The sequence below is a fragment of the Aquimarina macrocephali JAMB N27 genome (assembly GCF_000520995.1).
GTDB lineage: Bacteria > Bacteroidota > Bacteroidia > Flavobacteriales > Flavobacteriaceae > Aquimarina > Aquimarina macrocephali.
This window is the reverse complement of record NZ_JACA01000005.1, coordinates 367,282-392,887: the sequence shown is the minus strand read 5'-3', so window position 1 is coordinate 392,887 and position 25,606 is coordinate 367,282. Positions and strand designations below refer to the sequence as shown.

The following is a 25,606-nucleotide window of genomic DNA, read 5'->3' as shown; positions in this document are numbered from 1 at the left end:
ACTACATTTCCTCCCGGAGGTGTTTTAAGATCTATCATCTCTAATGTTCTTCCGTTTATATCCTTGATACTGATTTGAGAAGAAGCGGATTTCACATTATTAATTTCCAGATTTAAAATATTTTTTGCTGGATTAGGGAATGCTTTAAATTGTAATCCTCCTGCTGGTCCATCTCCTTTGAAAGCAGAAAATGCTCCACCACAAGAACCTAAGTTATTCCATCCATTAGGAGTATATTCATACAGAGATCCGTTATAGGTTACACGGTCACCAAAAGAATATTGAACATTAGGAGAATATGGTGCTACACCATCACAGTTACCACCACCACTACTACAATTTCCTGAAGAGTTATAGGTTGTTTGGCCACAAGCAATTGTAAAGTTATCTACTACATCTCCCGAAGCTTTTTTGGCTTGCCATGCACTTCCTATAGTAGTATTTGCATTATACGAGCCTCCTGCATTGGCAGATCCCTGTAAAGAATTGTTCTGGAAATACTCTAAAGTACAATCTGTATTATTGGTAAATGTAACAGATACTGCATCTCCTGTATTACATCCGGTACCACCACAAGTCTGTATACAACTCGATCTCGAAATATGATTACGGATCACATTAGCAGGTTGAGAGCCGAACCCTAGGCTAAAATCCACACCAACACTAGTTTGTGGACAATAGCTCATAATAGTTCCTCCTCCAGCTGGGTTTCCTGGCAGCGAGCAATTTCCTTCTACACGACCAGCACAACCATCTATTGCGGTATTATTACCATTCCATACACATGCATGCGTATGCCGTGATCCTACAAGATGTCCTGTTTCATGAGATACTAAAAATACATCAAAAGAATAAGTAGGTACATTACTAAAACTACCTTTAATACCAGAAACTGCATAGTTCTTAGAACCACACAAATCTGCGATAGACGCAGCTAATCCTCCATTATATGAATAATTAACCAGATGTGCTAAATCTGCTCCATTAAGACCATTATTTCTCCTATATCTACCATAGCTATCAAGATTAGAATTCTGAAATGGTTCATTAGAACTCCAAGCTTTGGTACCAGATAATTTGAGCGTTATCTGATCATTGGCATACAGGGCAGCCACCTGATTAAATAAAGTTTCCATATAATTAGTAGCCTGTTGTTCTCCTCCTTTATCCCTAATAATATCTGCGGCTATATCGAAGAACATTTTTACACACTTTGCTGCTGATTTACTCTGTGGATTATAAGACAATTCTTCAAGAGTGTATCCTTTTTCCATATTGTCCTCTACATGGCAAGAAAAATCATTTATATAACTAAGTTCCTTGTCCTTATAGATAATATGGTTCTTGCTATTACTTAAAGCACCCAATACTATACTCCCTTGACCATTCGGGCTAATAAAACCAGATACATTATCTTTATAAAAACTAAGAGCTACTAAAGAATTAGACTGTCCGTTTACCACACCTCTATAATGTGCTATACCAGAAGAAGGCAATACCTTATTCGAAGTACCTAAAGCTGAAAAATCGTCTGTTTTAATATTCACTTTTACAAGATCAACTGACATTGCTGATTTCTGCCCTGGAATACTTAAATTCATAGTATTTGGGTAACTCCCTTGCAAAGATTTCATCTTGTTTTGATCTAATGAAAACAACACATAATCATGAAGTCCTTTAGGAAGTTTTAGGTTATTTTTTTGTTTATCTATTATTTTGAAAAGTTGAATTTTTTCAAAATCAGAACCAGATTTTTTTTGTTGAGATACTAGATCACTAGCCTTTTGTGGTTGAGTTTGCGCAAAGCTCATTATTGTAAAAAGAGCAATTGCGATTGTTAATATACGTTTCATTTTTTTGATTTTAAGATTTGAATATTTAATTGATAATGGCTGACCCCAAACCATTAACTCTAAAAATTTTATATTAATTAGTTCTAATAAAACTATAAAGTAGATGTACTATATTAATGTGTTAAATTCTAAAATAACACACTAATTATTTAACATAAGTAGAGTTTATCTAAATTAGAAGCTTCATTTTCTATTTACTCATTTTGATAAGAGATCAAAAAAGTAATAACAAATGATGCTACACATTAAAACTTTAAGAGTTTTAATAGTAATTTGTATTGGTTGAAAAATTTAGTTTAAATGCAAAAGAAGTGATCATAGAATTATTGAAGAATAATTTACGAGACTATTTATATCTCACTGTTAGAAAAATCATATCCAATAATAGTAATTGAATGAATGAGTTCTCAGATTGAGGTAATTTTGCACTGATTATTGGGAAATAACTAAATAGCAGTTATTCTAACAGTGAATACTGCTAAAAGCCTTGTGGATTGTAATAGTAACATTTTTGTCAAGTTTGTTTAGTTAAAGTTGCTGCTAAATTGATAAAAAAAATAAGTATAATCAATTAACACATGTCCCAAAACATGTAATAAGACATCTTAATTCATGTTTTAAGTCAACACAAATAACTTAAAATCAAATCACTAACTTTTTTTAGCTTCATTCAAGCCAAAGACTTCGTAAGACCTGTTTTAGAGCTCTCTTTGGCTTGATTTTTTCTACTAATTTGCTACTTCGCTTACCTTTACTATGTTCAAAATATTTATCTCTAAATTTTAATATTTTGAAACATATCGCTTATTATATGCTGCTTTGATTGAAGCTAGAAGTTGTGAGCGTTTTAAATTACTTTCTGAAGAATTAGAAGATCCAGAATTAGCTGATTTTTATAGAAGCCTGATGGTAAGTGAAGCTAATCATTATACCATGTTTATAAATTTTGCTCGCCAATATGGAAATCGCAAAGAAGTTGACAAAAATGGCAAGAGTTGCTAATTTTTGAAGCAGAAATAATGAAATATCGAGGGAATAAAGAGGCAATTCACGGATAAGAAAAATGGATGAAAATAGAATAAAGCTATCTCTCGATAGCTTTATTCATTACATCACAAGTAAAGATAATATAACAATCTGAACTGTGAAAACGGATTTTTAACCATTATCACATAAATTGATATATGGATTAACACTTATCCTCTTAAAATGGTATAAAAGCAGATACTTTATAAAATTCGTCTGATGCACCTACATCTGTAACCAAGTTAGCACCGGCAGAAAATCTAAATGCCATACCACTATCAAGTTTTAGTTTTACAGAACCTCCTAAATAACGATATACCTGTATATTTTTATTAACATCATCATTTTCCAGATTCATAAAGGCTAATTCTTCAAAAAACCCACCTAGTACTAAACGATCACTTACATTAATTCCGGGTGCTGCCCAAAAAAGGAGTAAATCCCTTGTAGAAATATCTTCTTTATCTCTTAATGATTTATAATAAGCAAAGTAAGCTTCTATATCAAAAATAGAATCATGGTAAGCCACAAAAGTATTGGGTATTACGGCCTCTCCTATCTTAGTCCCAGCAACATCTGAAAAGAATTTTCCATGACCAAAACCTATACCAGGATTAAGAAATAGATTTCCGTCCATTAGTTTAAATCCTAATCCAATACCTGTTTCTAATAATTGATCACTACCAGATTGCAGGTTTCCAAAGGAAGGGTTTGTCCAGAACATACTATAAAAAGTGATGTCAAAATTTTTATTCGTTTCAAAACCTCCTAAAAATAAGGTCGAAAACCCTGCAACACTATTTTGGATCACTTTTACAGCTAATGTTGCTTTTTTCTTTTTTTCTTCTTGTCCCTGTATTGTTGAATACTGAAAACTTATTGCAATTAATAATATTATGAATTTTTTCATGATTTAGTTTCTTTAATATGTGTTTAATGATTAGTGAGCTTGAATGGTCTGTTTTTTATTAGGTATAGAAAAATCAGGTTTTCTTTTTTCTACAAAAGCCTGCATACCTTCTTTTTGATGTTCTGTAGCGAATAGTGCATGAAAGGCTCTTCTTTCATAGAGTACCCCTTCGCGAAGACTTAACTCCATAGCTCTATCTATAGTTTCTCTGGCAACCATAGCTGTTGTCTTACTATAAGAAGCAATAATTGCTGCTGCTTCTACAGATTCCTCTAGTAGGGTTTCTACTGGTATTATGCGAGACACCAGACCTGATCGTTCTGCTTCTTCTGCATTCATTAAACGTCCGGTAAGAATCAAATCCATAGCTTTTGTTTTTCCTACCATTTTTGTTAAGCGTTGGGTCCCACCAATTCCTGGAATCACTCCCAGTTTTATTTCTGGTTGACCAAATTTTGCTGTATTAGATGCGTAGATGATATCACACATCATAGCTAATTCACATCCCCCACCTAAAGCATACCCAGATACAGCTGCTATTTTAGGGGTTCTAATTGCTGTAAAAGCTTCCCAGGCAGCAAAATAATTTTCATGAAACATATCCATATAGGATTTATTTTCCATTTCTTTTATATCTGCTCCTGCGGCAAACGCTTTTTTAGATCCTGTGATTACAAAACACCCCACACTTGGGTCTTTATCTAATTTCTGCATAACAGAAACCATTTCCAGCATCAATGCACTATTTAGTGCATTTAATGCTTTTGGGCGATTTAAGGTTATAATCACTACCCGTTTTCTTTGTTCGATTTTTATATTCATAGTTTTAATTTTTACATAGCATCTCCTATAGACTGTCTATTTTTTTTAGACGTCTGTATTAAAATTGTTAGTTTCTGCTATATGTTGTTGTATAAAAAAGTTGAGTTTGTGTTAGTACGTATTTAAGTTTAAGAATCCCAAATTGCGCCATATGCAGGTATTCCTCTACTTTCCATTCCGTAGACTACTTTCCAGGTAAGTTTTTTATTAGAAATACATATTACTGCTTCTGCATCAAAATCTTTATATGCTTTGTATGCAAGTTTCACCATATCGGGTTTTCCATGGGCATCTGTATCCCATATGATAGCTTCTGGTTGTGATTCGAGAATTTCTTCTACCAATTCATCTCCATATGTTTTTCTTGGGTTTCGTGTTGCCCATATTAAACGAGCGGGAGTTTCCTGAGAAAAAAGGTGAGGTAAACAGGGGCCAATACCGCTACCTGTCGCTACCCAAATGACTTTTTTGAATAGCTTATCAACATTTCCTACTCCTGCAGTAGTGATTCCCTTAACCCACAAGTGTTTTGGCATATCATCAATAAGATCACCTGTCCAATCCCCAGCTCTAGAGATGGTTAATCGAAATCCATCTCTACCAGGCTCTGGTACATTTGCAAAAGAATGCCACTCCATTAAAGGATCTCTACTAATTGCTGTAGAGGAACCGGCAAAAGGAGTTTCTCCATAATTGAATCTTGCAAGAATAACATGATTTGATGGTCTTGTAATATCTACTTCTACTTTTTTTAATCTTAGCCATGGTAATACTATACTGGTCGTTATTAATGCTAATGCCCAAAAACTAAAAGAATTGAATAAATTACTTAAAAAGGGTTGTTCTGAACCATTATTACTTAATATAAGTATCGTTTGTATCCAAAATAGCACTAGTGCTGTCCATCCACCAAATCGATGAGTTTTTTCAAAACTATTATGAAATTTTGCTCTTAATTTTGGTAGAGCCATAATAATCATAAAAACCAAAATCCCTGTAAGCATAGTGGTTACCCATAACAACATAATATCCTTAGAAGTTTCATTTTGGGGATTAAAGAAATCATAATACAAGGATCCCATAAATACTATAAACCAAAGGGTTCCGCTTATAGTTCCTCCAATATGAATTCCTCCAAAATGATATATTTTCCCGGCTCTTCTTCTTATTGACAAAGGCCAACTGGTAGGAATACTGGTAGCTACCCAAAACAGGAAATTAATAATATATTGTTGCCTGATAAGGATTCCTATTGTAAAATTAATTAGTGTAATCTTCGATATAATATCTAAGCGCATTTCTTGCTGAGACCACCAATTCCCTTCTGTTATCCCATAAATCATGACCCCTATATTTGCTATTAAAAGCAGTGCAAATAAGCGATAATAGTGCATTAGCTTTTCTCCTTTCCATATCCTGCTAAATGATTTTTTCTGAGGAGGTAGCTGTACCATTTCTAAATTGGGAATTTCTTCATTCCCTGTAGATTTTTGATCTATTTTTATGTTTGTTGCTTTTTCTTCTTGTTCTTCTTTCAGAGGGATCAAATTCATTAATTTTTTTTTATCGATTTTACCACGATCTGTCATTGGAAGTTCTGGCATAGTAACCACTATTGCCGGAACACAGTAATATGGCAGTACTTCTTCTACTTGTTTTTTAACTTTTTCCTGATCAATATCCTCTGGGCTTACAAAGGATATTAATGTTCTATTATCTATTTTTAAGGTAGCTGCTCTTTTACTATCTGGCATTTTTTCTATAATAGAGGATACAGAATCTAATTCTACTCTAAAGCCACATATTTTTACCTGATCATCGGTTCTTCCTAAATGTTCTAATTCACCATCCAAAGTCCATCTTCCTAAGTCTCGTGTTCTAAACATTTTTTTACCTTGACCAAGAAATGGGTCATCCACATATCTTTCATTTGTTAATTCTGGATTATTGATATATCCATGAGTTACACAAAGACCTCCAGCCCACATTTCTCCGGCTTCACCTATGCCACAAGGTTTTAGGTTTTCATCTAAAACATATACTGTATTATTAGGTGTAGGTTTTCCTATGGTAAGTAATTCATCTGTTGGAAAAAACCGCTTTACGGTATTGATAATTGTAATTTCGGTGGGTCCACAAGAATTATGAAAGGCGCAAAATGAAGACCAGTTTTCTGCCAAAACCCTTGGGCAAGGTTCTCCTGCAACTATGGCCACACGAACATTCTGACAACGTGTAACATCCAAGGAACTAAGAATCGTTGGTGTAGAAATCACTACATCTACCTCACTTACCGTTTCTTGAATGTTTTTTCCCCGTATAACCAAAGTAGCTCCATTTGCCAGGCTCCCCAAAATTTCCCATACAGACATATCAAAAGCAATACTTAAAATTTGCCCTACTTTTAGCCCGGGTCTCATTCCCAAATTACCAGGTGATGTGAGGAGTATATTGCACGTATTTCCATGGCTAACCTGTACTCCGTTGGGTTCTCCGGTTGTTCCTGATGTAAAAATTATATAGCAAATATCATTTTCGGTAACAGGTATACGTGGTAATACTATTTCTTCACTGCTATTCGTATTTGATTTCAAAAAATCGTCTATCACGATAAGCGTACTATCATCTACTACTGGTACTAAATCTTCAAATTCTGATAAAGTGAGTATTAAATTTATACTTGCCGATTTGATAACATACCTTAGTTGCTCATCTTTGGCTAATCCAATATGTTGAGGAACATAAGCTCCCCCTGCTTTTAATATGGCTAATATCCCTACTAACATTGGTATTGATCGTTGGACGAACAACCCAACATTATCGCCTTTTTGAACTCCATTTTTTATAAGTTCTAAAGCCAGTAAATTTGCTTGATAATTTAATTCTTTATATGTGATTATTTTATCTAAATGACTAGCAGCAATGGCGTTAGGACTTACCTTGGCATGGGCTTCAAATGCATGATGTATGCATCTATATGGAACTCTGGTTATTGGCCCCTGACCAAATCTTTGAAAAAGATATTGATCTGGTAATGATAAATTTGCTATTGTAGATTTTATAAAAGTATCGCCTGGTACTATGGGTATATACCCAAAAGTGTCACGTACTTCTGCTTCAGAAGTAGCATGAGAAACTGTAGTTTCCATAACAAAAATACCTTTCTAGTTTAATCTACTAAATGAAATTATCTGATATAGTCTTCTAGGAATACTATTTTTATAGAGATGATGTATACCTCTACACGTTGAGTTTGTGCGCTTCATGAGTTTGTGCAAATTAAGAGTTAATATTTGTTGCACCGAAATTAGAAACGCATCGAAATTATTGATATAAAAATTCTAACACTTAATCATTTTTATTTTAGTTATGATTGATATGGTATTACATTTTTAGCGTAAAAAGAATGCGTATAAGTCACAATAAAAAACTTAAATATCTGTTAACAATTCGATTTTTTAACATTTATTTAATGAACGTCAGAAAATAATTCAATTTGTAAAAATAACCCCTATGTGCTTTGAATTATTAAACATTCTAGTAAAAAACGATCAATACAATTGTAACATTTATTATCAAAATGAGGTTATAAAAAGTACAGGGGCATGCTCTAAAAAGATCTATCTTATTAAGAATGGAGTTATGAAAATTGGTTGTTTTACTGACCAAGGAGAAGAGGTAGTTCTTATTATATTGACAAAAAACCAAGTTTTTGGGGCAAGTTCAATTTTTATAGATTTTTGTTCATATTGTATTTATGAATCTCTTAGTGAAGAAACAAAAGTGTATGAATTTGACAAAAACATCATACAAAAGGCTATAAAAAAAAATCCTGACCTTTATAAAGACTTTTTATCAATACTAGGTAAGGAATATCAGGAGTATGAAAATAGAATAAAAACGCTTCAAATTCAATCCGCAGAATTACGGTTAATAAAAGTACTTTTTGAATTTAAAGAGAAATTTGGATGTCCTTACAATTCGGAAGAAATTATTATACATTCTCCCCTTAACCAAAATGAGCTATCAAACTATATCAGGGTTTCCAGGGTGACGACCAACAAAATCATTAATAAACTGAATAGTAATCTTTTGCTAGAATATAGCAACAAAAGTATTATTATAAAGAAGTCCTTCTTTGATAATTATAAGCAATACAATACATAGTGTGTTTTATCCTATATATTATATTTTGTAACCAAAAGAAAGTTGAATATTCCTATTACTTCCCTTTGCTCCTCCAGGAATATCTTCATCATCTATAACATTAGACACACCAAAACCATATCGTAAATCAGCAAAGAAATTCTCTGTAATACGTACACCAATACCTGCAACAGCAGATAGATTAAATGTATTAAAATTTGTTTCGACTGTTGAGTTATCTTCCCATTCCCATATCTTAAGTCCTACCTGAGGGCCGATATGAACATTAAACAATTCTGAAAAATTATATTTAAGTAATATTGGTAATTGAAGATAGTCTATTCTTAGGGATTCATCATCATTACCCAAAGAAGAGTACTGAAACTCTGGCTGAATACTCCATTTTTGGTTAATAGGGACTTCTGCTAAGAAACCTGCTATTATACCAAATCTGCTATCTTTAAGATTTTCAGGAATATCATCAGAACTAATAGAACTTAGATTGGCTCCAAGTCTTACTCCATATGTAATCTCCTGAGATTGAGATTTTAAAGCAACAAATATTAATAAAATCACAGTGAATAGTACTGTTTTTTTCATAGTACAAGATATTAGATTACGGTTCAATTTAACGCAAAATAATGGATTTTTATTGACTTTTCGGGGCTCAATGAAGATTATTACTCTTTAAAAATCGATAAAATGTACTACTTATGAATTTCACCGATTATTTAGTTTTTCATTATACAATGATTTTATAATTCCGTCAGATAGACCAATTTTTGGAACAAAGATTTCTCTGGAACTGCTCCATTTCATCGCCGAAAGATATATTCGAGTTGCTGGAGTAATCACATCTGCTCTATCCTGATTTAAATTAAGTTGCCATATTCTTTCTTCATAAGTTAAAGAATTAAGCAATTTATAATAAGAACTTAGATATAAAAAAGATAGTGGTTTCCCCATTCTTTTGCCACTATTTTTAAAGATATTATTAATATTTCCTCCAGATCCAATTAATGAAACTTTACCATAGCCTCTAGTACTTTCTTTAATCCAATCTTCTACATCTTTCCAAACTTTATCAGAAACCAAATTATTAAGAAGTCTTACAGTTCCTAATTTAAAAGATCGGGATATAATAGTATTTCCATTATGGTATAATGTAAATTCTGTACTACCTCCTCCTACATCTACGTATAAATATGTTGCATCTGTATTTATCAATTCGTGTAGATCTGTCATGGCAATTATAGCAGCTTCATCTTTACCATCTATAATATCTATTTGAATACCTGTTTTCTCTTTTATAAGGCGTGCTACTTCTTCTCCATTCTCAGCTTCGCGCATAGCAGATGTTGCACAGGCTTTATATCTAATCACTTTATGCGTTTTCATTAATAATTGATATGCCTGCATGGCATCTATCATTCTAGTAATATTTTCCGAAGAAACACGTCCGGACTTAAAAACATCTTCTCCTAATCGGATTGGTACCCTAACGAGGCTTGTTTTTTTAAATCTAGTAGTTTTTCCTTTCTCTTCGTGAATACTACTTATTAATAATCGTACCGCATTGGAACCTATATCGATGGCTCCATATTTTTCTATAGTTAACAAAATAATTAATTTCCAAGTTTTTTTAAATAATAGTCGTATGTTGCCTTTTGTGATCTTACTTTCTCATTATCGTTTTTAATGTACACATTATCTTGCTCTTTAGAAAGTCTTCTGGCTTTAACATTATCTTTCCAGCAAATATCAAAAGTATCCATTAATTCTAATTTGATATCTTCATCATAGATAGGGCAAGAAACCTCTACTCTTCTATCTAAATTACGCGTCATCCAATCTGCTGATGATATGTACACTTTGGGATCTCCACCATTTTGAAATATGTACAATCGAGTATGTTCTAAAAATTTATCTATTACACTTATTGCTCTTATATTTTCACTCATTCCCGGGATACCAGGGATTAAACAACAAATACCTCTAATAATTAGATCTATTTTCACTCCTGCTCTACTGGCTTCATATAGCTTATCTATCATATCATAATCACTCAAGCTATTCAATTTCAGTTTAATTCCTGCTGGCTTACCTTCTTTTACGTTTCTAATCTCTTTTTCTATCAATTTCACCAGAGATGATCTTGTATAATGCGGAGAAACTAACAAGTGCTTGTAGCGGTTTATTTTATAATTTATTTCAAAGAATTTAAAAACTCTATTCGTTTCTTTTAAAATAGATTCATTGGTGGTAAATAAGGTATAATCGGTATAGATTTTTGCTGTAGATTCATTAAAATTACCTGTACTTATAAAACCATACCTTTTAAGTTTTCCTTTTTCCTCTCGTTCAATTATACATGCTTTACAGTGTACTTTAAGCCCAGTAACTCCAAAAATCAAATGTATTCCTTCTCTTTGCATTTGCTCTGCATAACGAATATTTGCGGCTTCATCAAAACGAGCTTGTAATTCTATTTGTACAGTAACGCTTTTACCATTTTTGGCTGCATTTATGAGAGAGCTGGCAATGTGAGATATATTTGCCAATCTATATATAGTAATTTTAATACTTTTTACTTTTGGATCAATTGCAGATTCTCGTAAAAATTTTACCGTATATGAAAAAGTATGGTAAGGTGTGTATTGCAGGAAATCTTTTTTAGCAATCTTATTTAATAAGCTTCCTTGTAAAACAAGACCTGGTATCGCTAAGGGTTTAATTGGTTGATATACCAAATTGGCATCACCCAAGTCCGGAAAATTCATATAATCTCTACGATTATGGTACCTTCCTCCGGGAATAATACTATCGGTATTATCAACTCCCATTTTTTCCATTAAAAAATCAAGAGTATCTCTTTCTATCGTTTTATCATAGACAAATCGAACTGGTTCTCCGTCACGACGAGACCTCACACTACTTGATATTTTTTGAATAAAACTTTTACTTAGATCATTATCAAAATCCAACTGTGCATCACGTGTAATTTTAATCATATGAGCTGATGCCCGTACATAATCAAAAATACTAAAGTTAATATGCATACAATATCGGATCAAATCATCTAGAATGATAATAAATTGTTTTCCTTCTTTTTCGGGAAGTACAACAAATCGATCTGTATTTTTTGGTATCTCGATCAGTGCATATATTTTTTCTTTGGTCGTTTGTTGTAATATTTTGGAGATTCGTCCTTCTTTAGGAATTTTATCCTTAAGAACGAGTTTTACTGCTAAATAAGCTACACTATCTTTTAAATGTGGAAACTTTTCTAGATCATTAAGTATATAGGTAACTAAAGCAGGGCTAACTTTACTTACAAAATAATTGCGAATAAAAGCATCTTGATCCGGTGTAACTTGATTTTCATCTATAATAAAAATATTATGATTTTCAAGTTCATATTTAATGTTATCAATAGTTTTAAGGCTTTCTGCCTGTTGCTTGATAACTATATTTGTAATCTTTTCTAATAGCTCGTTTGCTGTAGTGCCTTTAAGTACATTCTTTCCATCTTTTCCTGCTTGGTCAATTCGTTTAATGGTAGCATATCTTACTTTAAAAAACTCATCCAGATTATTAGAAAATATCCCTATAAAACGTAACCTTTCTAACAATGGAACTGTATCATCTGCTGCTTCTTGTAATACTCTTGCATTAAATTGAAGCCAACTTAATTCCCTATTAACATATTGATTTTTAATGTTTTCTGTCATTATCGCAAAGATTTAGGAAAAATCGTTAATAAGTTTTTTCCTACAGAAATATTTTGCCATGTATCTACTTCAAATTCTATAGCAACTACTCCCGCTGTCGGTAAATTATCTATATGTTGATCTCCATAAAGATTAGCGATTGAAGTAAAAGCATGATTATGCCCAAATATCATTAAAGTATTAATATCGTCCTGGCAATTTTTTATCACATCAATAACTTGACTTCCTTCAAAATCATAAAGATTTGGTTCTAAAGAAAATATGCTTTCAGAAACATCTAAATGGCTTACGATAATTTCTGCAGTACTATACGCTCTTTTGGCTGGGCTACATAAAATTTTATCAATCGGTCTTACCAATGTTTTCAGATGTTCACCTACCAATCCAGCATCTCTTACACCTCTACTATTAAGAGGTCTTTTATCGTCTGACACATCAAACTCCCAAGAAGATTTTGCGTGTCTTATTATATATAAAGTTTTCATGAATCTGATACTATTTTAGCAAAAATGAAGTTATTTAATACAAGTTTAAGGATTCGTTTTTACAAATCTTAATATAAGAATATAAAAAATCATTTTTTATATAGTTATAGGTAAGATCAATTTTCATATTTATGCCACTTATACATATCAAATAATTAATGTAAAAATAATATGTAAAACGGCTAAAATAATGAAAATGAACATAATAAACACCTGATTTTAATCGATAAAAATGGTATTTACATCGAAAACATGTTTTTTTTCGTATAAAATTAAATGTTAAAATATAAATTTACATACGGTTTTCCCTTAAATCAGAATGTTTCCCCCAAACATTATGAGCACAAATTTATCATAATATCAGTAGGGTAATAAAAAACAAGAAAGGTGGAAAAAGTGATTACTATAAAAAGAGATCTTAAATGGTTTCAGAATATGTACCTGCTTATATTCATATGCTGTATTGGTTCTACAATTGCATATGGGCAAGTAGAGGTACCCCTTAAGAAGCGTACAGAATTAACTCTTAAAGGGGATTTCAAGTTTGTATCCAATACTGTTCTGGGGAAAGTTAGTAATGATGACGGGTCTGGTGTATTTGACCCTAATGAGAGCTATAATGATGGTGGATTAAACAATTTATTTAAAATGGGCTTTATCGATATTGATAATGATCCAACTACTTTTAATTCCAGTAGCGCAGATTTAGATATTGATTCTAATTGTAATGCTATTAAACATGTTGGTTTATATTGGACTGCTGCTTATGCAGATAAAAATAGACAACATGATATAACTTCTATAAAAATAAAATACCCTGGCCAAAAGTCGTATTCGACTATTAGTGGTGGTCAAATAATCCATGATTATTATAATGATAGTGAATCTTTGTTCAAACAATACTCTTGCTATAAAGATATTACTACAGATATTTTAAAGTTAGAAAATCCCTTAGGGACATATACTGTTGCAAATATTCCTGCTACTACTACTGCGGTAAATGATGATGAAACTTTAGGTAATGGCCTTGCCGGTGGATGGACAATGGTTGTTATTTATGAAGATGACACCAAACCCAGAAAAAGATTTTATGTATACGATGGTTTTGTAAATATTGATTCTAAAGCAAAACCTGTAGCCTTTTCTTTTAACAATTTTCAAACTATTCCTAATGGAGCTGTTCACGGAAAAATAGGTGTAATTGCCTATGAAGGAGATAAAGGAATTATTGGAGATCGTTTTCAGGCAATGTCTAATGAGACTAATAAATATAAAAGTCTTGCAGATGGCATTAACCCTATGAATAACTTCTTCAATGCCAATATTACTGAAAATGGTAAAAATGTAAAAACCAGAGTACCTGCAAGTCAAAATACATTAGGATATGATGCTGATTTATTTGATATAAAAAATGTAAGAAATAGAATTATAGGTAATAATCAAACGGAAGCCAAATTTAGATTATCAACTAATAATGATGGATATTCTGTTATGGCAGTTGCGTTTAGTGTAGAAATATATGAACCTGCAATCCACATTGTAAAAAGATCAAAATATACAGCAAACGATCAATATATTCATCCAAATGATGTTTTAGCCCCAAAACAAGAAATAACGTATCATCTTACAGTATATAATGATGGTAATGATGATGCGAAGAATACAATAATTAAAGATGTTCTGCCAAAAAATGTAATATTTTCCGAAAAGACTATGATTTTGCCTACTAAAAGAATAAAGGTAAAATACGATAAAGCATCTCGAACATTAAATTTCATTGTACCAAATAAAATGGTAAAAACAGATAGTGAGCCATTTAAAATTAGCTATAATGTGATTGTAGATACCGAATGTGAATCAATTAATACAATTGATGATATTCTTGTAGTGGATCAACCGGTTATGGCCGAGTTTAATGGTACACTAAACGAAACTATTAAATACTCTAAAGGGTACAACCATATTAACTCTTGCGAATTACCAGATTACTACCAATTTAAATTAGCTATAGACATTAGTGAATTAAACTGTCCTAATGCCAGTCGTCTTGTTTCTATTCCTAAAAAGAAAATGAATAGCCAATTTGCAGCGGTAATACCAGGAGAAATGGACGAAGTAACCAAATCTAATAATACAAAAAGCGGAGGTCTTGCCTCGGGAGATATCGTACAATCTAGCGGTGCACCAGAATCACCTTTACAATCAGAGATGAAATTGACCAAAACAATCAATGATCTGATAAATCTAAATGAAATTTATTTTGATTTTGATAAATGGGATATCACCGAAAAAGCAGAAATAGAGCTTGATAAAGTGGTAGAAATTATGAATAATGATTATCCTAATATGGTAATCAAAATAGAAACACATTCTGACAGTCGTGGTGGAGAAAATTATAATCTAACTCTTTCACAAAAAAGAGCAGAATCCATTTATAATTACTTATTAAGTAAAAATATTTCTAAAAACAGAATCCTCTCCTATGTTGGATTTGGAGAAACCAGACCTGTTAATAATTGTAAAGATGGAGAAGACTGTTCTGAAGACCAATACCAAAAGAACAGACGTTCTAGTTTTGTAATTATGTAATCTTTTTTATGGAGATAACCTTTCTATCTCCCAATTCTTTTTTTGATTAGAAAAACGAATGCGGTCATGTAATCGATTAGCTCTACCTTGCCAAAACTCAAACTCGATAGGCATTATACAATACCCTCCCCAAGATTTAGGCATAGGTATTTCTTTATCTTTATATTCTTTTTCTAAAGATTGTAATCGGTTTTCTAATGTTTCTCTTGATTTGATTACTTCGCTTTGATCCGATGCTAAAGCTCCTAATTGACTCCCTCTTGGGCGAGATAAAAAATAACGAGCACTCTCTTCTTCTTCTACCTTTTGCGCAATACCTTTAACAATAACCTGTCGCTCCAAATTAGGCCAAAAGAAAGAAATACACACTTTATTATTAGTAGTTATAGCTTTTCCCTTTTCTGAAGAATAATTAGTGTAAAACACAAAACCATTTTCGTCAAAATGTTTTAACAATACTATTCTTGCTTTTGGAAACCCGTCTAACCCTGTAGTCGTAATTGTCATTGCATTAGTCTCATCAACTCCCCCTACTTCTTCTACTTCTGCAAACCAATCAGAAAAAAGTTTAAATGGGGAATCCGGAAGATTCTCTTCTTCTAAAAAGCTTTTTTCATATGACTTTCTATATGCTGTAAGATCTCTATTCATTATCTCAAATTATTATGCAATTTACCTATTTTTAAAATATAGAAAACAATAATAAGCTGATAATTTTTATCACATCAATACTCAAACACTTTACCATCATCAGCTATTTCTACATCATCAAAAACAGTCTGCGCTTCTTCTCTAAAAAGCTCAATGTTTTCATACCTCGTAGAATAATGCCCCAGAATTAAGGATCCAACATTTGCTTTTTTGGCAATAGTAGCCGCTTCAATAGCCGAACTATGCCCTGTTTTTGCACACAAATGTTTATGACTTTCTAAAAAGGTAGATTCATGGTATAATACAGTAACATCTTTAATTAAAGGAATTTTCTCTTCGTTATACTTGGTATCGCTACAAAATGCATAACTCTTAACAGGTTTAGGAGGATCGGTAAGCTCTTCATTAGAAATCACAGTACCGTTATCCAAAACAACATCTTTTCCTTTTTTTATCGCACGATAATACACTTTATCAATATCATAATCAGATACCTTATCAATCAGTAACGTTCGATCTCCAGGTTTTTCCTGAAATAAAAACCCATTACAATATACCCTATGCTGTAAGGGTATTGTACGCACTACTACTTTTTCATCTTCAAAAACAATTTCTGATTCTGTATTGGTAAGTTCATGAAAGTGCAAAGGATAATCTGTCCACGAATTAGAAAGCTTTAATTGTAATGTGATAGCTTCTTTTATTCCCTTTGGACCATGAATGTGTAATGGTATATCCCTGCTAAGTAATCTAAACGTAGATACTAATCCGATCAACCCAAAAAAATGATCCCCATGAAGATGTGAAATAAAAATATGTTTTATTCTTGAAAACTTGATTTTATTTCGTCGTAATTCTACCTGGGTTCCTTCTCCACAATCAATCAAAAAGATATGATTATTCATTTCTAAGACCTGAGAAGTTGGATTTGTAAATGTTCGGGGAGTTGCAGAATAGCAACCTAAAATCGTAAGTTTCAAAATTATTTTTCCTATTTATTAAACAGGCTGTGAATATAATCTAATCTTATTTATAAATCAATCTAACGACCAAAAGAATCAAACGATGTTAATAATGATATATATCCTTTTGCATCAAGATTTCTTCTATAGCCTGTTACCCCTAATACGTTTCCTTCCTTATCCAGAACTAAAATAACAGGAAAAACCCATTTTCTGTTATATTTTTGGGCAAGCACTTTATTTTTCTTTTGCTGAACCAAAGAAAGTTTATTTTTTTTACGCTTAGGAAAATCAGCTTTTACCCAAACAAATTTTTGATCAGCAAATTCCATAAATTCCTCATTAGAGAAAACTTTTCTTTCTAATCTAATACAAGGAGGGCACCAATCTGATCCGGTAAAAAATAATACGATATTTTGGTCCTTTTCTTTTGCTAATGATTTTGCTTCGTCAAAATCATATTTCCAATCCTGACCGATAACGTCTTGACCAAAAAAAACAAAAAAAAGTATACTTACAAATGGGGCAAATCTGTTCATAGCATATCAGACGAAAAGCAAAACAAATAATTACAAAAAAGTTAAATTTTCTAAAAACCCAGATCTCTCTCTATTTCTTCCATTTCAACCAAGTCATATGCTTCCTGTAATGTAGGAACAATTGTAATTTCGCCTAGGACCTCATCATAGGATATCTTGCTTGTAACAATCACGAATGAATGCTTAGCAGCCTTATGCAAGTTAGAAATCCTTAAAAACTCATTGATATCATCTACTGAGATTTGTTCTAGTGAAAACAAGTTAACAATTATATTATCATTTTCCAGGGAAGTATACTTGTCTTCAAGGCCTTTAACAAATTCTATAATTGTAGTTTTTTCCTGTGTAATTATAGTTGTAGAACCTTCTTTATTAAAAATCATAAATCATCGTTTAATTTTTGAAGCTAAAAGATATATTACAGCCATTCGCACTGCAACCCCATTCTGTACCTGATCCAATATTATGGCTTGGTTAGAATCAGCAACATCACTCGTGATTTCTACTCCACGATTGATTGGTCCTGGGTGCATGATTACAATTTCCTTATTCAGACTATCCAATAACTTTTTATTTACTCCAAATTGTTGAGTATATTCTCGTGTTGATGGAAAATAACTAATCTCCATTCTTTCATTTTGCACACGCAACATATTGGCGACATCGCACCATTCTAGTGCTTTTTTTAGATCTGTTTCGACCTGAACTCCTAATTTCTCAATATATTTAGGAATTAGAGTTTTAGGGCCACAAACTTTTACTTCTGCTCCTTGTAGTTTTAAGGCAAAGATATTAGACAGTGCAACTCTAGAGTGCAAAATATCCCCTACAATCACAACCTTTTTCCCTCCTACTTCTCCTAATCGTTCGCGTATAGAATACGAATCCAATAAAGCTTGTGTAGGATGCTCATGGGCTCCATCTCCTGCATTAACAATACTTGCTTCTACATGTTTAGAAAGAAAAACTCCCGCCCCGGGGTTAGGGTGTCTCATGACTACCATATCTACTTTCATAGAAAGGATATTATTTACGGTATCAATAAGGGTTTCTCCTTTCTTTACAGAAGAAGATGCTGCAGAAAAATTAATTACATCTGCAGAGAGTCGTTTTTCTGCTAATTCAAAAGATAATCTTGTTCTTGTACTATTCTCAAAGAAAAGATTAGCTATCGTTATGTCTCTAAGCGAAGGAACTTTTTTAATTGGTCTATTAATAACTTCTTTAAAGTGATCAGCAGTCTCAAAGATTAAATTAATATCTTCTTTATTTAGATATTTTATTCCCAATAAGTGATGTACACTTAATTCGCTCATTCGTCTTAATTTATAATTTTAAATAAAACAATCTTATTTAGAGATCTTAATTTCCTATCAAATACACGGCATCTTTACCATCATTTTCTTCCCAATCTACTTTCACCTTTTCTTGATTTATGGCATCTACCTGTCGACCTCTATAATTAGGTTGTATCGGTAAATGTCTACTAAAACGTCTGTCAATTAGCGTTAGTAGTTCAATTTCTTGTGGCCTTCCAAAAGATTGTACAGCTGTCAAAGCTGCTCTAATACTTCGTCCTGTATATAATACATCATCAATAAACACAATTCGTTTATCTTCTACAACAAAATCAATATGGGTTTTATTAGCCTCAAGAATTTTTTCTCCTCTCCTAAAATCGTCTCGATAGAACGTAATATCAAGGTAACCTAATTTGATATCTGTTACCATATAATGATCTACCAAAATTTTCTTGATACGATCAGCTAAAAAAGCTCCTCTAGGCTGAATCCCAATTAAAACAGTATCTCTAAAATGCGTATGATTTTCAATTAATTGACAAGCCAAACGGTGCAGAATTATATCAATCTCTTTCGCACTAAGTAGTAATTTTTGACTCATAATCTCCAAATGGATATCTGGAATACAAAAGTAGTGAAATTTTGGAACTATACAATTCAATTTCTAAATAACATACTATAGAAAATCTACTTTGCAGAAAACATATTACCGTAAATTAATAGTTCTAAATTTATAGTATATAAAAAAGAGATCCCTTCAACATTATGAGCTACAAAAAAAGGCGTAATTTAATAATTACGCCTTTTTAAAATAATTATCTATACTATATTCCCCCAGCTAATAGTACAAACGAGTTTTTGGACACTGGAGATACTTCATAATTCTTAATATCTTCAATAGTCTTCATATATTTTTCGGCTTCCAGGAATGCCGTTTCCAAAGCACTTAAATTAGAGTTTTCTTTTACAACAATAGTTTTAGACATAATACCGCCATCTGTGTATTCTATCGTTATTTTCCATTTTTTGATAGAATGAAAACTTTTATTCTTAGTTACTTTTTTAGTTTTTTTATTTTTTGGCTCTGTATCTATATTCTTTTTTACAGACGTTATAATTGGCTTATCATTTACTGCAATTGCCAGTCTATTTGTTTCTTTGGCATTTGCCTGAATGATTATTAAAAAATTTAATACAAATATGATTGCCCTGTTTATATTTTTCATTTTAAAAAACGTTTATGATTTTGTACAATGCAAATATCAGGAAGCTTCACTCTCTATACCATACTACTATTAGTGAAAATAACCTCCCATTTTTCAGGGATATAAAATTTTACAATTCAGTCAAGTCAACACATTATCAAATAATAATATCATTGTATTATGTTTGCTAATCAAACCATTTTTCACTAGAGTACATGTCAAAAAACCCAGTTATAATCATGGTTATGGTATATACTAATAAAACATAGTTATAATTTTGAGCAGAATAAGCCCAAAGTAGAGGGAAGTAAAAACAACACTGGATACAGTGTATTTATAAAAACAAAAGGCCGTTCATAAGAACGGCCTTTGCTATATCAAAAAATGTTGAGAAACTAGTTCCCTCCTTTTTCCATTTTAGCTTTAAGATCTGCTAAAGCATCGATATCACCAAGCGTTGTTTTTTCTGCTGAACCTGTAGCAGCTTTCTTCGCAGCTTGTTTAACGATCTTAGCTTCTTCTTCTTTGAATAAAGCTGTATGAGAAGCAACCACTCTTTTGAATTCTTTATTGAACTCAATAATTTGGAATTCTGCTTCATCACCTTTCTTAAGTTTGCTTCCATCTTCTTTTTCAAGATGACGAGATGGTACAAAAGCAACTACATCTTCATTGAAATCTATAGTAGCACCTTTGTCTACGATTTCACCGATTGTTGCAGTATGCTTAGTTCCTAAAGCAAATTCACCTTCATATTTATCCCAAGGATTATCTTCTGTTTGCTTATGACCTAGACTTAACTTACGTCCTTCTACATCTAGTTCAAGAACAATCACATCAAGCTTATCACTTACATTAGTAAAGTCTGATGGGTGTTTGATTTTCTTAGTCCATGAAAGATCTGAGATATAAATTAAACCATCGATACCTTCTTCTAATTCTACGAATACACCAAAATTAGTGAAGTTACGAACAATACCATTATGCTTAGATCCAACAGGGTATTTAGTTGTAATATCTGTCCATGGATCTGGAGTCAATTGCTTGATACCAAGAGACATCTTACGTTCTTCTCTATCCAAGGTAAGAATTACTGCTTCTACCTGATCACCTACTTTTACGAAATCTTGTGCAGAACGTAAATGTGTAGACCAAGACATTTCAGATACGTGAATTAATCCTTCTACTCCTTCTTCAACTTCGATAAAAGCACCGTAATCAGCAATTACAACAACTTTACCTTTAACTTTATCACCTACTTTAAGTTCTTTATCAAGAGCTTCCCATGGGTGTGGTTTTAATTGTTTAAGACCTAATTGAATACGAGTCTTAGCCTCATCAAAGTCTAAGATAACTACATTCAACTTCTGATCAAGTTCAACGATCTCATTTGGATGGTTGATTCTAGACCAAGAAAGATCTGTAATATGAACTAATCCATCAACTCCTCCAAGATCAACAAATACACCATAAGAAGTAACATTCTTAACAGTACCTTCTAATACTTGACCTTTTTCTAATTGACCAATAATTTCTTTTTTCTGCTCTTCGATATCTGCTTCGATAAGCGCTTTATGAGATACAACAACGTTTTTGAATTCGTGGTTTATTTTCACCACTTTAAATTCCATTGTTTTTCCTACATACGCATCATAATCACGAATTGGCTTCACATCGATTTGAGAACCTGGTAAGAAAGCTTCAATACCAAATACATCTACGATCATACCTCCTTTGGTTCTACATTTCACAAAACCATTTACAATTTCACCTGTATCATGAGCACTATTTACTCTATCCCATGCTTTAATCACACGAGCTTTACGGTGAGATAAGATTAATTGACCTGTAGCGTCTTCACGCACATCAATTAAAACCTCTACCTTGTCTCCTACTTTAAGATCTGGGTTATAACGAAATTCGTTTAGCGAGATAACACCTTCACTTTTAGCATTGATATCAATAATAGCATCACGATCAGTGATATTAATTACTGTTCCGTCTACTACCTCATCGTTTAGGGTATCCACAAAATTCTCGGCAACTAACTTTTCAAACTCTTCAAGTTTTGAATCAGCGATAGGATCTATCCCTTCTTCGTAGTTATGCCAGTTAAAATCTTTTAGGAATTGTTCAGGGTTTGCTTGTTGTGGAGTTTCAGCTACTGCTTTCTTCTCTACTTCCTGAACGTCTGTGTTTTTTGTTTCTTCAGACATTGAAGATAAAATTTGTATCCTGTATATTATTGAGAATCAAGACGAAAATTATACAGAAGTATTAATTAAATTAAACTATGTCCTTTTTAATCCTCTTATTCGCTAAAAAGGAGTGCAAAAGTACAATTTAATTTATTAGAAAACAAAAGATTGTAATGCGTTTCAGTAAATTATTAATACTTAATAATTTCGAATTCACTCCTCCTATTGGTTTGATGATCTTCTTCTGTACATACTTTACTACCACAGTCAATTAGAGGTTGTGATTCACCAAATCCAACAAACTGCATTCTCCTTGCATTTACATACCCTACCAAAGCGAGATAATTACGTGTAGATTCAGCTCTTTTTGCCGATAACACCTGATTATATGATTCTGTACCTCTACTATCTGTATGGGAACTTATATTAATATAAACCGTCTTATATCGTTCTAACTTTGCAGCAAGTTTATCAAGCACTTTTTTAGAATCAGCTCGTATATTCCATTTATCATAATCAAAATAAATTGGAGGCATATCAAAATAGAGTTTTCCATTCTTTTCTATAACCGGCGGGCCATCTTTGTCTGCAAGAAGGATTTCTCTTAGTCTGGTTTTGGTTATTTCTTCTTTTTTACGCTCTGTATTAGATTCACTAATTCTAGTACGCTCATTGATATTAGTACTGTCACTGGATTGTATTCTGTTTTCATCATCTGTTACGGCAATATCCTTTTCTCTATCCAAGTAAATAATGTAGATCTCTTCATCTTTCTCCTTAACCATCAACGGTTTGGTTCTAGTTTTATACTTATCTGCAGAAGCTTTAAAGTTATATCTCCCAGGAAATATCTTTAGATCAAAAGCTGCAATAGAATCTAATTGACCCTCATACACCTTTACATTATCGTTATTATACAAAACAACATCTGGATTGGCGATATAATTATCGGTTGCAAAATCCCGGACTTCAAAACGTGTTCTATATTCGCGTGGGAAAATATCTCCAATCTGAGAAAAGGTATAAATATCATCTCCTGATTTTTTTCGGTTTGATGCAAAAAAACCATCTGTTTCGTTATAATATGTGATAGAAAAATCATCGTAGCTAGAATTAATTGGCGCTCCTAGATTAACGGGTCTGATTAGTTTTTCTTTTCGTAGTTCTGAAACAAATATATCCATCATACCTAATCCTAAATGTCCATTTGAAGAAAAAAACAAATGACCCTTTTCTGAAATAAATGGAAACTGCTCTCTATTTTCGGTGTTAATCGTTGGCCCCAGATTAGTTGGTTTACCATATGTACCATCCTGATTTACGGTAACAAAATAAATATCAAAATCTCCATATCCTCCAGGCATATTCGAACTAAAATATAACATCTCTCCATTTGCACTTAATGAAGGGTGCTCAACAGAGTAGTTTACATCATTAAATTCTAATTTCTCAGGTTTGCCCCACTTACCATCAACCTTAATGGCCTTATATAAATGAATAGCATTATTATTAATACTATCAAATTTCTTTTTTCCTTTTTCAGAATTACTTTTAGACAAGTAGATTGTATTTCCGTCGGTAGTAAAACAAAAATTCCCTTCATGAAGTTTTGAATTAATTTCTTTTGAAATAGTTTCAATTTCAGAAACAGGTTTATTGTTCTGGTCCACCTTTACTTTATAAATATCCAAAAACGGGCGATGTGTCCACCTATAGTTTTTATCTAAAGGACTATAAGGACGTCTATCTGTACTAAAATAAAGAATACTATCTCTCTTAATAGCTCCAAACTCAGAAGCTTCTGAGTTAAAAGCAGCACTTGCTATAGTATAATCATCATCTTTTAATTTAAAATCCTCTATTGTAGAAATCGCATCAGAGGCACTAAAATCTCTCACGGTATTGTTTGACTTGTATATAGAAAGGTATTCTACAGATTTTTCATATTCTCCTAATGCAGAAAGCACCTGATACATCACAAAATTATACTGATTATGATATGTTTTATCTTTATCATAAAACTTACCCGAAGTTAATATCTTTAGATATCGATAAGCTTTTCTAAATTGAAAAGTATTATAGTATGAAGTGGTAATATTTTTAAGGATATGTTTTGTATACCCTTCCTTATTTAACTCTTCTTCATATTGCTGTGCAGCATTTATAAAATCTCCTTTTTCAAAAAAACGATCTGCTCTGCTTTTTTGTTGTGAAAAGGCAAATTGAGTAATCAGTACAGTTATTATCAATAATATCTTAGCTTTCATCATCTAGAAAAATCTTGGAGAGGAATATTTATTACTAAACTTAAGAAGATCAAAATTGAATAATATTACAATTTCATGGCTTCCATTATTATAACCACTTAAATCACTAACACTAAAATCATAGGAATATCCAACTTTTAGGTTTTTTGTAATATTAAACCCCGCCAAAGCAATAAAAGAGTCCGTATATCGGTAAGATATCCCTAATTCGAATTTATCATAAATCAAAGAATTTAGTGAAAGATCAAAGGTTAAAGGAGAATCTACAACCTGCTTGATAACCATTGAAGGTTTTAATTTTACTTCATCAATAAAATCAAAGACATAACCTGCTATACCATATATATGTGTTTTTGTTTGTGCAACACCTATACCATCAATATCTATATCGCTAGGAAGTAAGTTTGGCGAAGATATACCCGCGTAAAAATTATTAGTAAACAAATACAAGCCTGCTCCAATATTCAATTGTGTAGTAGATGTATTATCTGCAAACGCAGGATCATTAGCTACATCAGAACCAGAAGGATCAATTTTAAAATTATTGATACCTGCTTTTAGTCCGTATGATAATCGAGTCTGATCAGAAATTCTTGTGATATATGCAAAATCAACATTTATATAATCATTATTAACCGGGATAGCATCTCCTATCCTATCGTTTACATAATTTATACTAAGCTCAATTTTTTCACTCATAGGAATATTAGCAAATATATTGGCTGTTTGTGGCGCTCCTTCAATACCTGTCCATTGTCTTCTGTATAACAACCCAGTCGAAATCAATCCATTCTGACCTGTAGCATATGCGGGATTAACCGTACTCATATTATACATATATTGAGAATATTGTGGTTCCTGCTGAGCATAGATCATCGAGCAGAAAATTATTGACATTACAAAAACTAACTTCAATTTCAT

20 protein-coding genes and 1 pseudogene are annotated in these 25,606 nt (G+C 32.2%); 3 read left to right on the top strand and 18 right to left on the bottom strand.

All coding sequences use genetic code 11. The annotated features are described in order from the left end of the window. On the bottom strand, positions 1 to 1,853 hold a 1,853-nt coding region (locus tag Z054_RS0106880), incomplete at its 3' end, for a M12 family metallo-peptidase (RefSeq protein ID WP_161635248.1). A 798-nt stretch (positions 1,854 to 2,651) separates the two neighbouring features. Here Z054_RS0106880 and miaE point away from each other — a divergent pair. Continuing rightward, positions 2,652 to 2,911 (top strand): annotated as a pseudogene (gene miaE / locus Z054_RS27980) (tRNA isopentenyl-2-thiomethyl-A-37 hydroxylase MiaE); the annotation flags it as partial. A gap of 146 nt (positions 2,912 to 3,057) precedes the next feature. On the opposite strand, the gene Z054_RS29950 reads toward miaE, so the two are convergent. The 3 genes from Z054_RS29950 to Z054_RS32300 form a co-directional block, all read right to left on the bottom strand. Further along, a complete protein-coding gene (locus Z054_RS29950) occupies positions 3,058 to 3,789 on the bottom strand; it encodes a DUF6733 family protein (RefSeq protein WP_024769344.1) in 732 nt (243 codons plus the stop codon). Positions 3,790 to 3,819: 30 nt separating this feature from the next. After that, positions 3,820 to 4,611: an enoyl-CoA hydratase gene (locus tag Z054_RS0106865; RefSeq protein ID WP_024769343.1), complete on the bottom strand. Its 792-nt coding sequence runs from the start codon at positions 4,609 to 4,611 to the stop codon at positions 3,820 to 3,822. Positions 4,612 to 4,739: 128 nt separating this feature from the next. Continuing rightward, complete coding sequence (locus Z054_RS32300) at positions 4,740 to 7,760, bottom strand: amino acid adenylation domain-containing protein (RefSeq protein WP_024769342.1); 3,021 nt, start codon at positions 7,758 to 7,760, stop codon at positions 4,740 to 4,742. Positions 7,761 to 8,124: 364 nt separating this feature from the next. Between Z054_RS32300 and Z054_RS0106855 the strand changes: the two genes are divergently transcribed. Continuing rightward, positions 8,125 to 8,778, top strand: a complete 654-nt coding sequence (locus Z054_RS0106855) for a Crp/Fnr family transcriptional regulator (protein ID WP_024769341.1) — start codon at positions 8,125 to 8,127, stop codon at positions 8,776 to 8,778. Between the two features lie 18 nt (positions 8,779 to 8,796). Here Z054_RS0106855 and Z054_RS0106850 read toward each other — a convergent pair whose 3' ends face one another. The 4 genes from Z054_RS0106850 to Z054_RS0106835 form a co-directional block, all read right to left on the bottom strand. Then, positions 8,797 to 9,357, bottom strand: coding sequence for a porin family protein (locus Z054_RS0106850; RefSeq protein WP_024769340.1), 561 nt, complete (start codon positions 9,355 to 9,357; stop codon positions 8,797 to 8,799). A gap of 120 nt (positions 9,358 to 9,477) precedes the next feature. Then, positions 9,478 to 10,377, bottom strand: coding sequence for a Ppx/GppA phosphatase family protein (locus Z054_RS0106845; protein WP_024769339.1), 900 nt, complete (start codon positions 10,375 to 10,377; stop codon positions 9,478 to 9,480). 5 nt (positions 10,378 to 10,382) lie between these two features. Then, on the bottom strand, positions 10,383 to 12,488 hold the full coding sequence (gene ppk1 / locus Z054_RS0106840) for a polyphosphate kinase 1 (protein WP_035090801.1): 2,106 nt from the start codon (positions 12,486 to 12,488) through the stop codon (positions 10,383 to 10,385). Continuing rightward, positions 12,488 to 12,973 (bottom strand): SixA phosphatase family protein, encoded by a 486-nt coding sequence (locus tag Z054_RS0106835; protein WP_024769337.1) that lies wholly within the window; start codon positions 12,971 to 12,973, stop codon positions 12,488 to 12,490. The genes ppk1 and Z054_RS0106835 overlap by 1 nt, the downstream gene beginning before the upstream one ends. Positions 12,974 to 13,360: 387 nt before the next feature. Between Z054_RS0106835 and Z054_RS0106830 the strand changes: the two genes are divergently transcribed. After that, complete coding sequence (locus Z054_RS0106830; protein ID WP_024769336.1) at positions 13,361 to 15,562, top strand: OmpA family protein; 2,202 nt, start codon at positions 13,361 to 13,363, stop codon at positions 15,560 to 15,562. A gap of 6 nt (positions 15,563 to 15,568) precedes the next feature. Here the strand turns inward: Z054_RS0106830 and pdxH are convergent, their stop codons facing one another. The 10 genes from pdxH to Z054_RS0106780 form a co-directional block, all read right to left on the bottom strand. Continuing rightward, positions 15,569 to 16,213, bottom strand: coding sequence for a pyridoxamine 5'-phosphate oxidase (gene pdxH, locus Z054_RS0106825; protein WP_024769335.1), 645 nt, complete (start codon positions 16,211 to 16,213; stop codon positions 15,569 to 15,571). 74 nt (positions 16,214 to 16,287) lie between these two features. After that, positions 16,288 to 17,193, bottom strand: coding sequence for a ribonuclease Z (locus Z054_RS0106820; RefSeq protein WP_024769334.1), 906 nt, complete (start codon positions 17,191 to 17,193; stop codon positions 16,288 to 16,290). A 62-nt stretch (positions 17,194 to 17,255) separates the two neighbouring features. Continuing rightward, a complete protein-coding gene (locus Z054_RS0106815) occupies positions 17,256 to 17,714 on the bottom strand; it encodes a thioredoxin family protein (protein WP_024769333.1) in 459 nt (152 codons plus the stop codon). A 50-nt stretch (positions 17,715 to 17,764) separates the two neighbouring features. Next, on the bottom strand, positions 17,765 to 18,097 hold the full coding sequence (locus Z054_RS0106810) for a hypothetical protein (protein WP_024769332.1): 333 nt from the start codon (positions 18,095 to 18,097) through the stop codon (positions 17,765 to 17,767). Between the two features lie 3 nt (positions 18,098 to 18,100). Continuing rightward, positions 18,101 to 19,030 carry an aspartate carbamoyltransferase catalytic subunit gene (locus tag Z054_RS0106805; protein WP_024769331.1) on the bottom strand — a complete coding sequence of 310 codons (930 nt, stop codon included), beginning with the start codon at positions 19,028 to 19,030 and terminating at the stop codon, positions 18,101 to 18,103. Positions 19,031 to 19,076: 46 nt separating this feature from the next. Further along, positions 19,077 to 19,616 carry a bifunctional pyr operon transcriptional regulator/uracil phosphoribosyltransferase PyrR gene (pyrR, locus tag Z054_RS0106800; protein WP_024769330.1) on the bottom strand — a complete coding sequence of 180 codons (540 nt, stop codon included), beginning with the start codon at positions 19,614 to 19,616 and terminating at the stop codon, positions 19,077 to 19,079. A gap of 223 nt (positions 19,617 to 19,839) precedes the next feature. After that, positions 19,840 to 20,241 carry a hypothetical protein gene (locus Z054_RS0106795; protein ID WP_024769329.1) on the bottom strand — a complete coding sequence of 134 codons (402 nt, stop codon included), beginning with the start codon at positions 20,239 to 20,241 and terminating at the stop codon, positions 19,840 to 19,842. A 374-nt stretch (positions 20,242 to 20,615) separates the two neighbouring features. After that, the gene (rpsA, locus tag Z054_RS0106790) at positions 20,616 to 22,436 is read right to left on the bottom strand and encodes a 30S ribosomal protein S1 (protein ID WP_024769328.1); all 1,821 of its coding nucleotides are present in this window, start codon (positions 22,434 to 22,436) and stop codon (positions 20,616 to 20,618) included. A 173-nt stretch (positions 22,437 to 22,609) separates the two neighbouring features. Further along, on the bottom strand, positions 22,610 to 24,688 hold the full coding sequence (locus Z054_RS0106785; protein WP_024769327.1) for an OmpA family protein: 2,079 nt from the start codon (positions 24,686 to 24,688) through the stop codon (positions 22,610 to 22,612). Beyond that, on the bottom strand, positions 24,689 to 25,606 hold the full coding sequence (locus tag Z054_RS0106780; RefSeq protein WP_024769326.1) for a PorP/SprF family type IX secretion system membrane protein: 918 nt from the start codon (positions 25,604 to 25,606) through the stop codon (positions 24,689 to 24,691).

Coding starts and splice junctions, on each gene's coding strand:
- Z054_RS29950 (WP_024769344.1), bottom strand. CDS start 3,789: ATGAAAAAATTCATAATATTATTAATTGCAATAAGTTTTCAGTATTCA.
- Z054_RS0106865 (WP_024769343.1), bottom strand. CDS start 4,611: ATGAATATAAAAATCGAACAAAGAAAACGGGTAGTGATTATAACCTTA.
- Z054_RS32300 (WP_024769342.1), bottom strand. CDS start 7,760: ATGGAAACTACAGTTTCTCATGCTACTTCTGAAGCAGAAGTACGTGAC.
- Z054_RS0106855 (WP_024769341.1), top strand. CDS start 8,125: ATGTGCTTTGAATTATTAAACATTCTAGTAAAAAACGATCAATACAAT.
- Z054_RS0106850 (WP_024769340.1), bottom strand. CDS start 9,357: ATGAAAAAAACAGTACTATTCACTGTGATTTTATTAATATTTGTTGCT.
- ppk1 (WP_035090801.1), bottom strand. CDS start 12,488: ATGACAGAAAACATTAAAAATCAATATGTTAATAGGGAATTAAGTTGG.
- Z054_RS0106835 (WP_024769337.1), bottom strand. CDS start 12,973: ATGAAAACTTTATATATAATAAGACACGCAAAATCTTCTTGGGAGTTT.
- pdxH (WP_024769335.1), bottom strand. CDS start 16,213: ATGAATAGAGATCTTACAGCATATAGAAAGTCATATGAAAAAAGCTTT.
- Z054_RS0106815 (WP_024769333.1), bottom strand. CDS start 17,714: ATGAACAGATTTGCCCCATTTGTAAGTATACTTTTTTTTGTTTTTTTT.
- Z054_RS0106810 (WP_024769332.1), bottom strand. CDS start 18,097: ATGATTTTTAATAAAGAAGGTTCTACAACTATAATTACACAGGAAAAA.
- Z054_RS0106805 (WP_024769331.1), bottom strand. CDS start 19,030: ATGAGCGAATTAAGTGTACATCACTTATTGGGAATAAAATATCTAAAT.
- pyrR (WP_024769330.1), bottom strand. CDS start 19,616: ATGAGTCAAAAATTACTACTTAGTGCGAAAGAGATTGATATAATTCTG.
- Z054_RS0106795 (WP_024769329.1), bottom strand. CDS start 20,241: ATGAAAAATATAAACAGGGCAATCATATTTGTATTAAATTTTTTAATA.
- rpsA (WP_024769328.1), bottom strand. CDS start 22,436: ATGTCTGAAGAAACAAAAAACACAGACGTTCAGGAAGTAGAGAAGAAA.
- Z054_RS0106785 (WP_024769327.1), bottom strand. CDS start 24,688: ATGATGAAAGCTAAGATATTATTGATAATAACTGTACTGATTACTCAA.
- Z054_RS0106780 (WP_024769326.1), bottom strand. CDS start 25,606: ATGAAATTGAAGTTAGTTTTTGTAATGTCAATAATTTTCTGCTCGATG.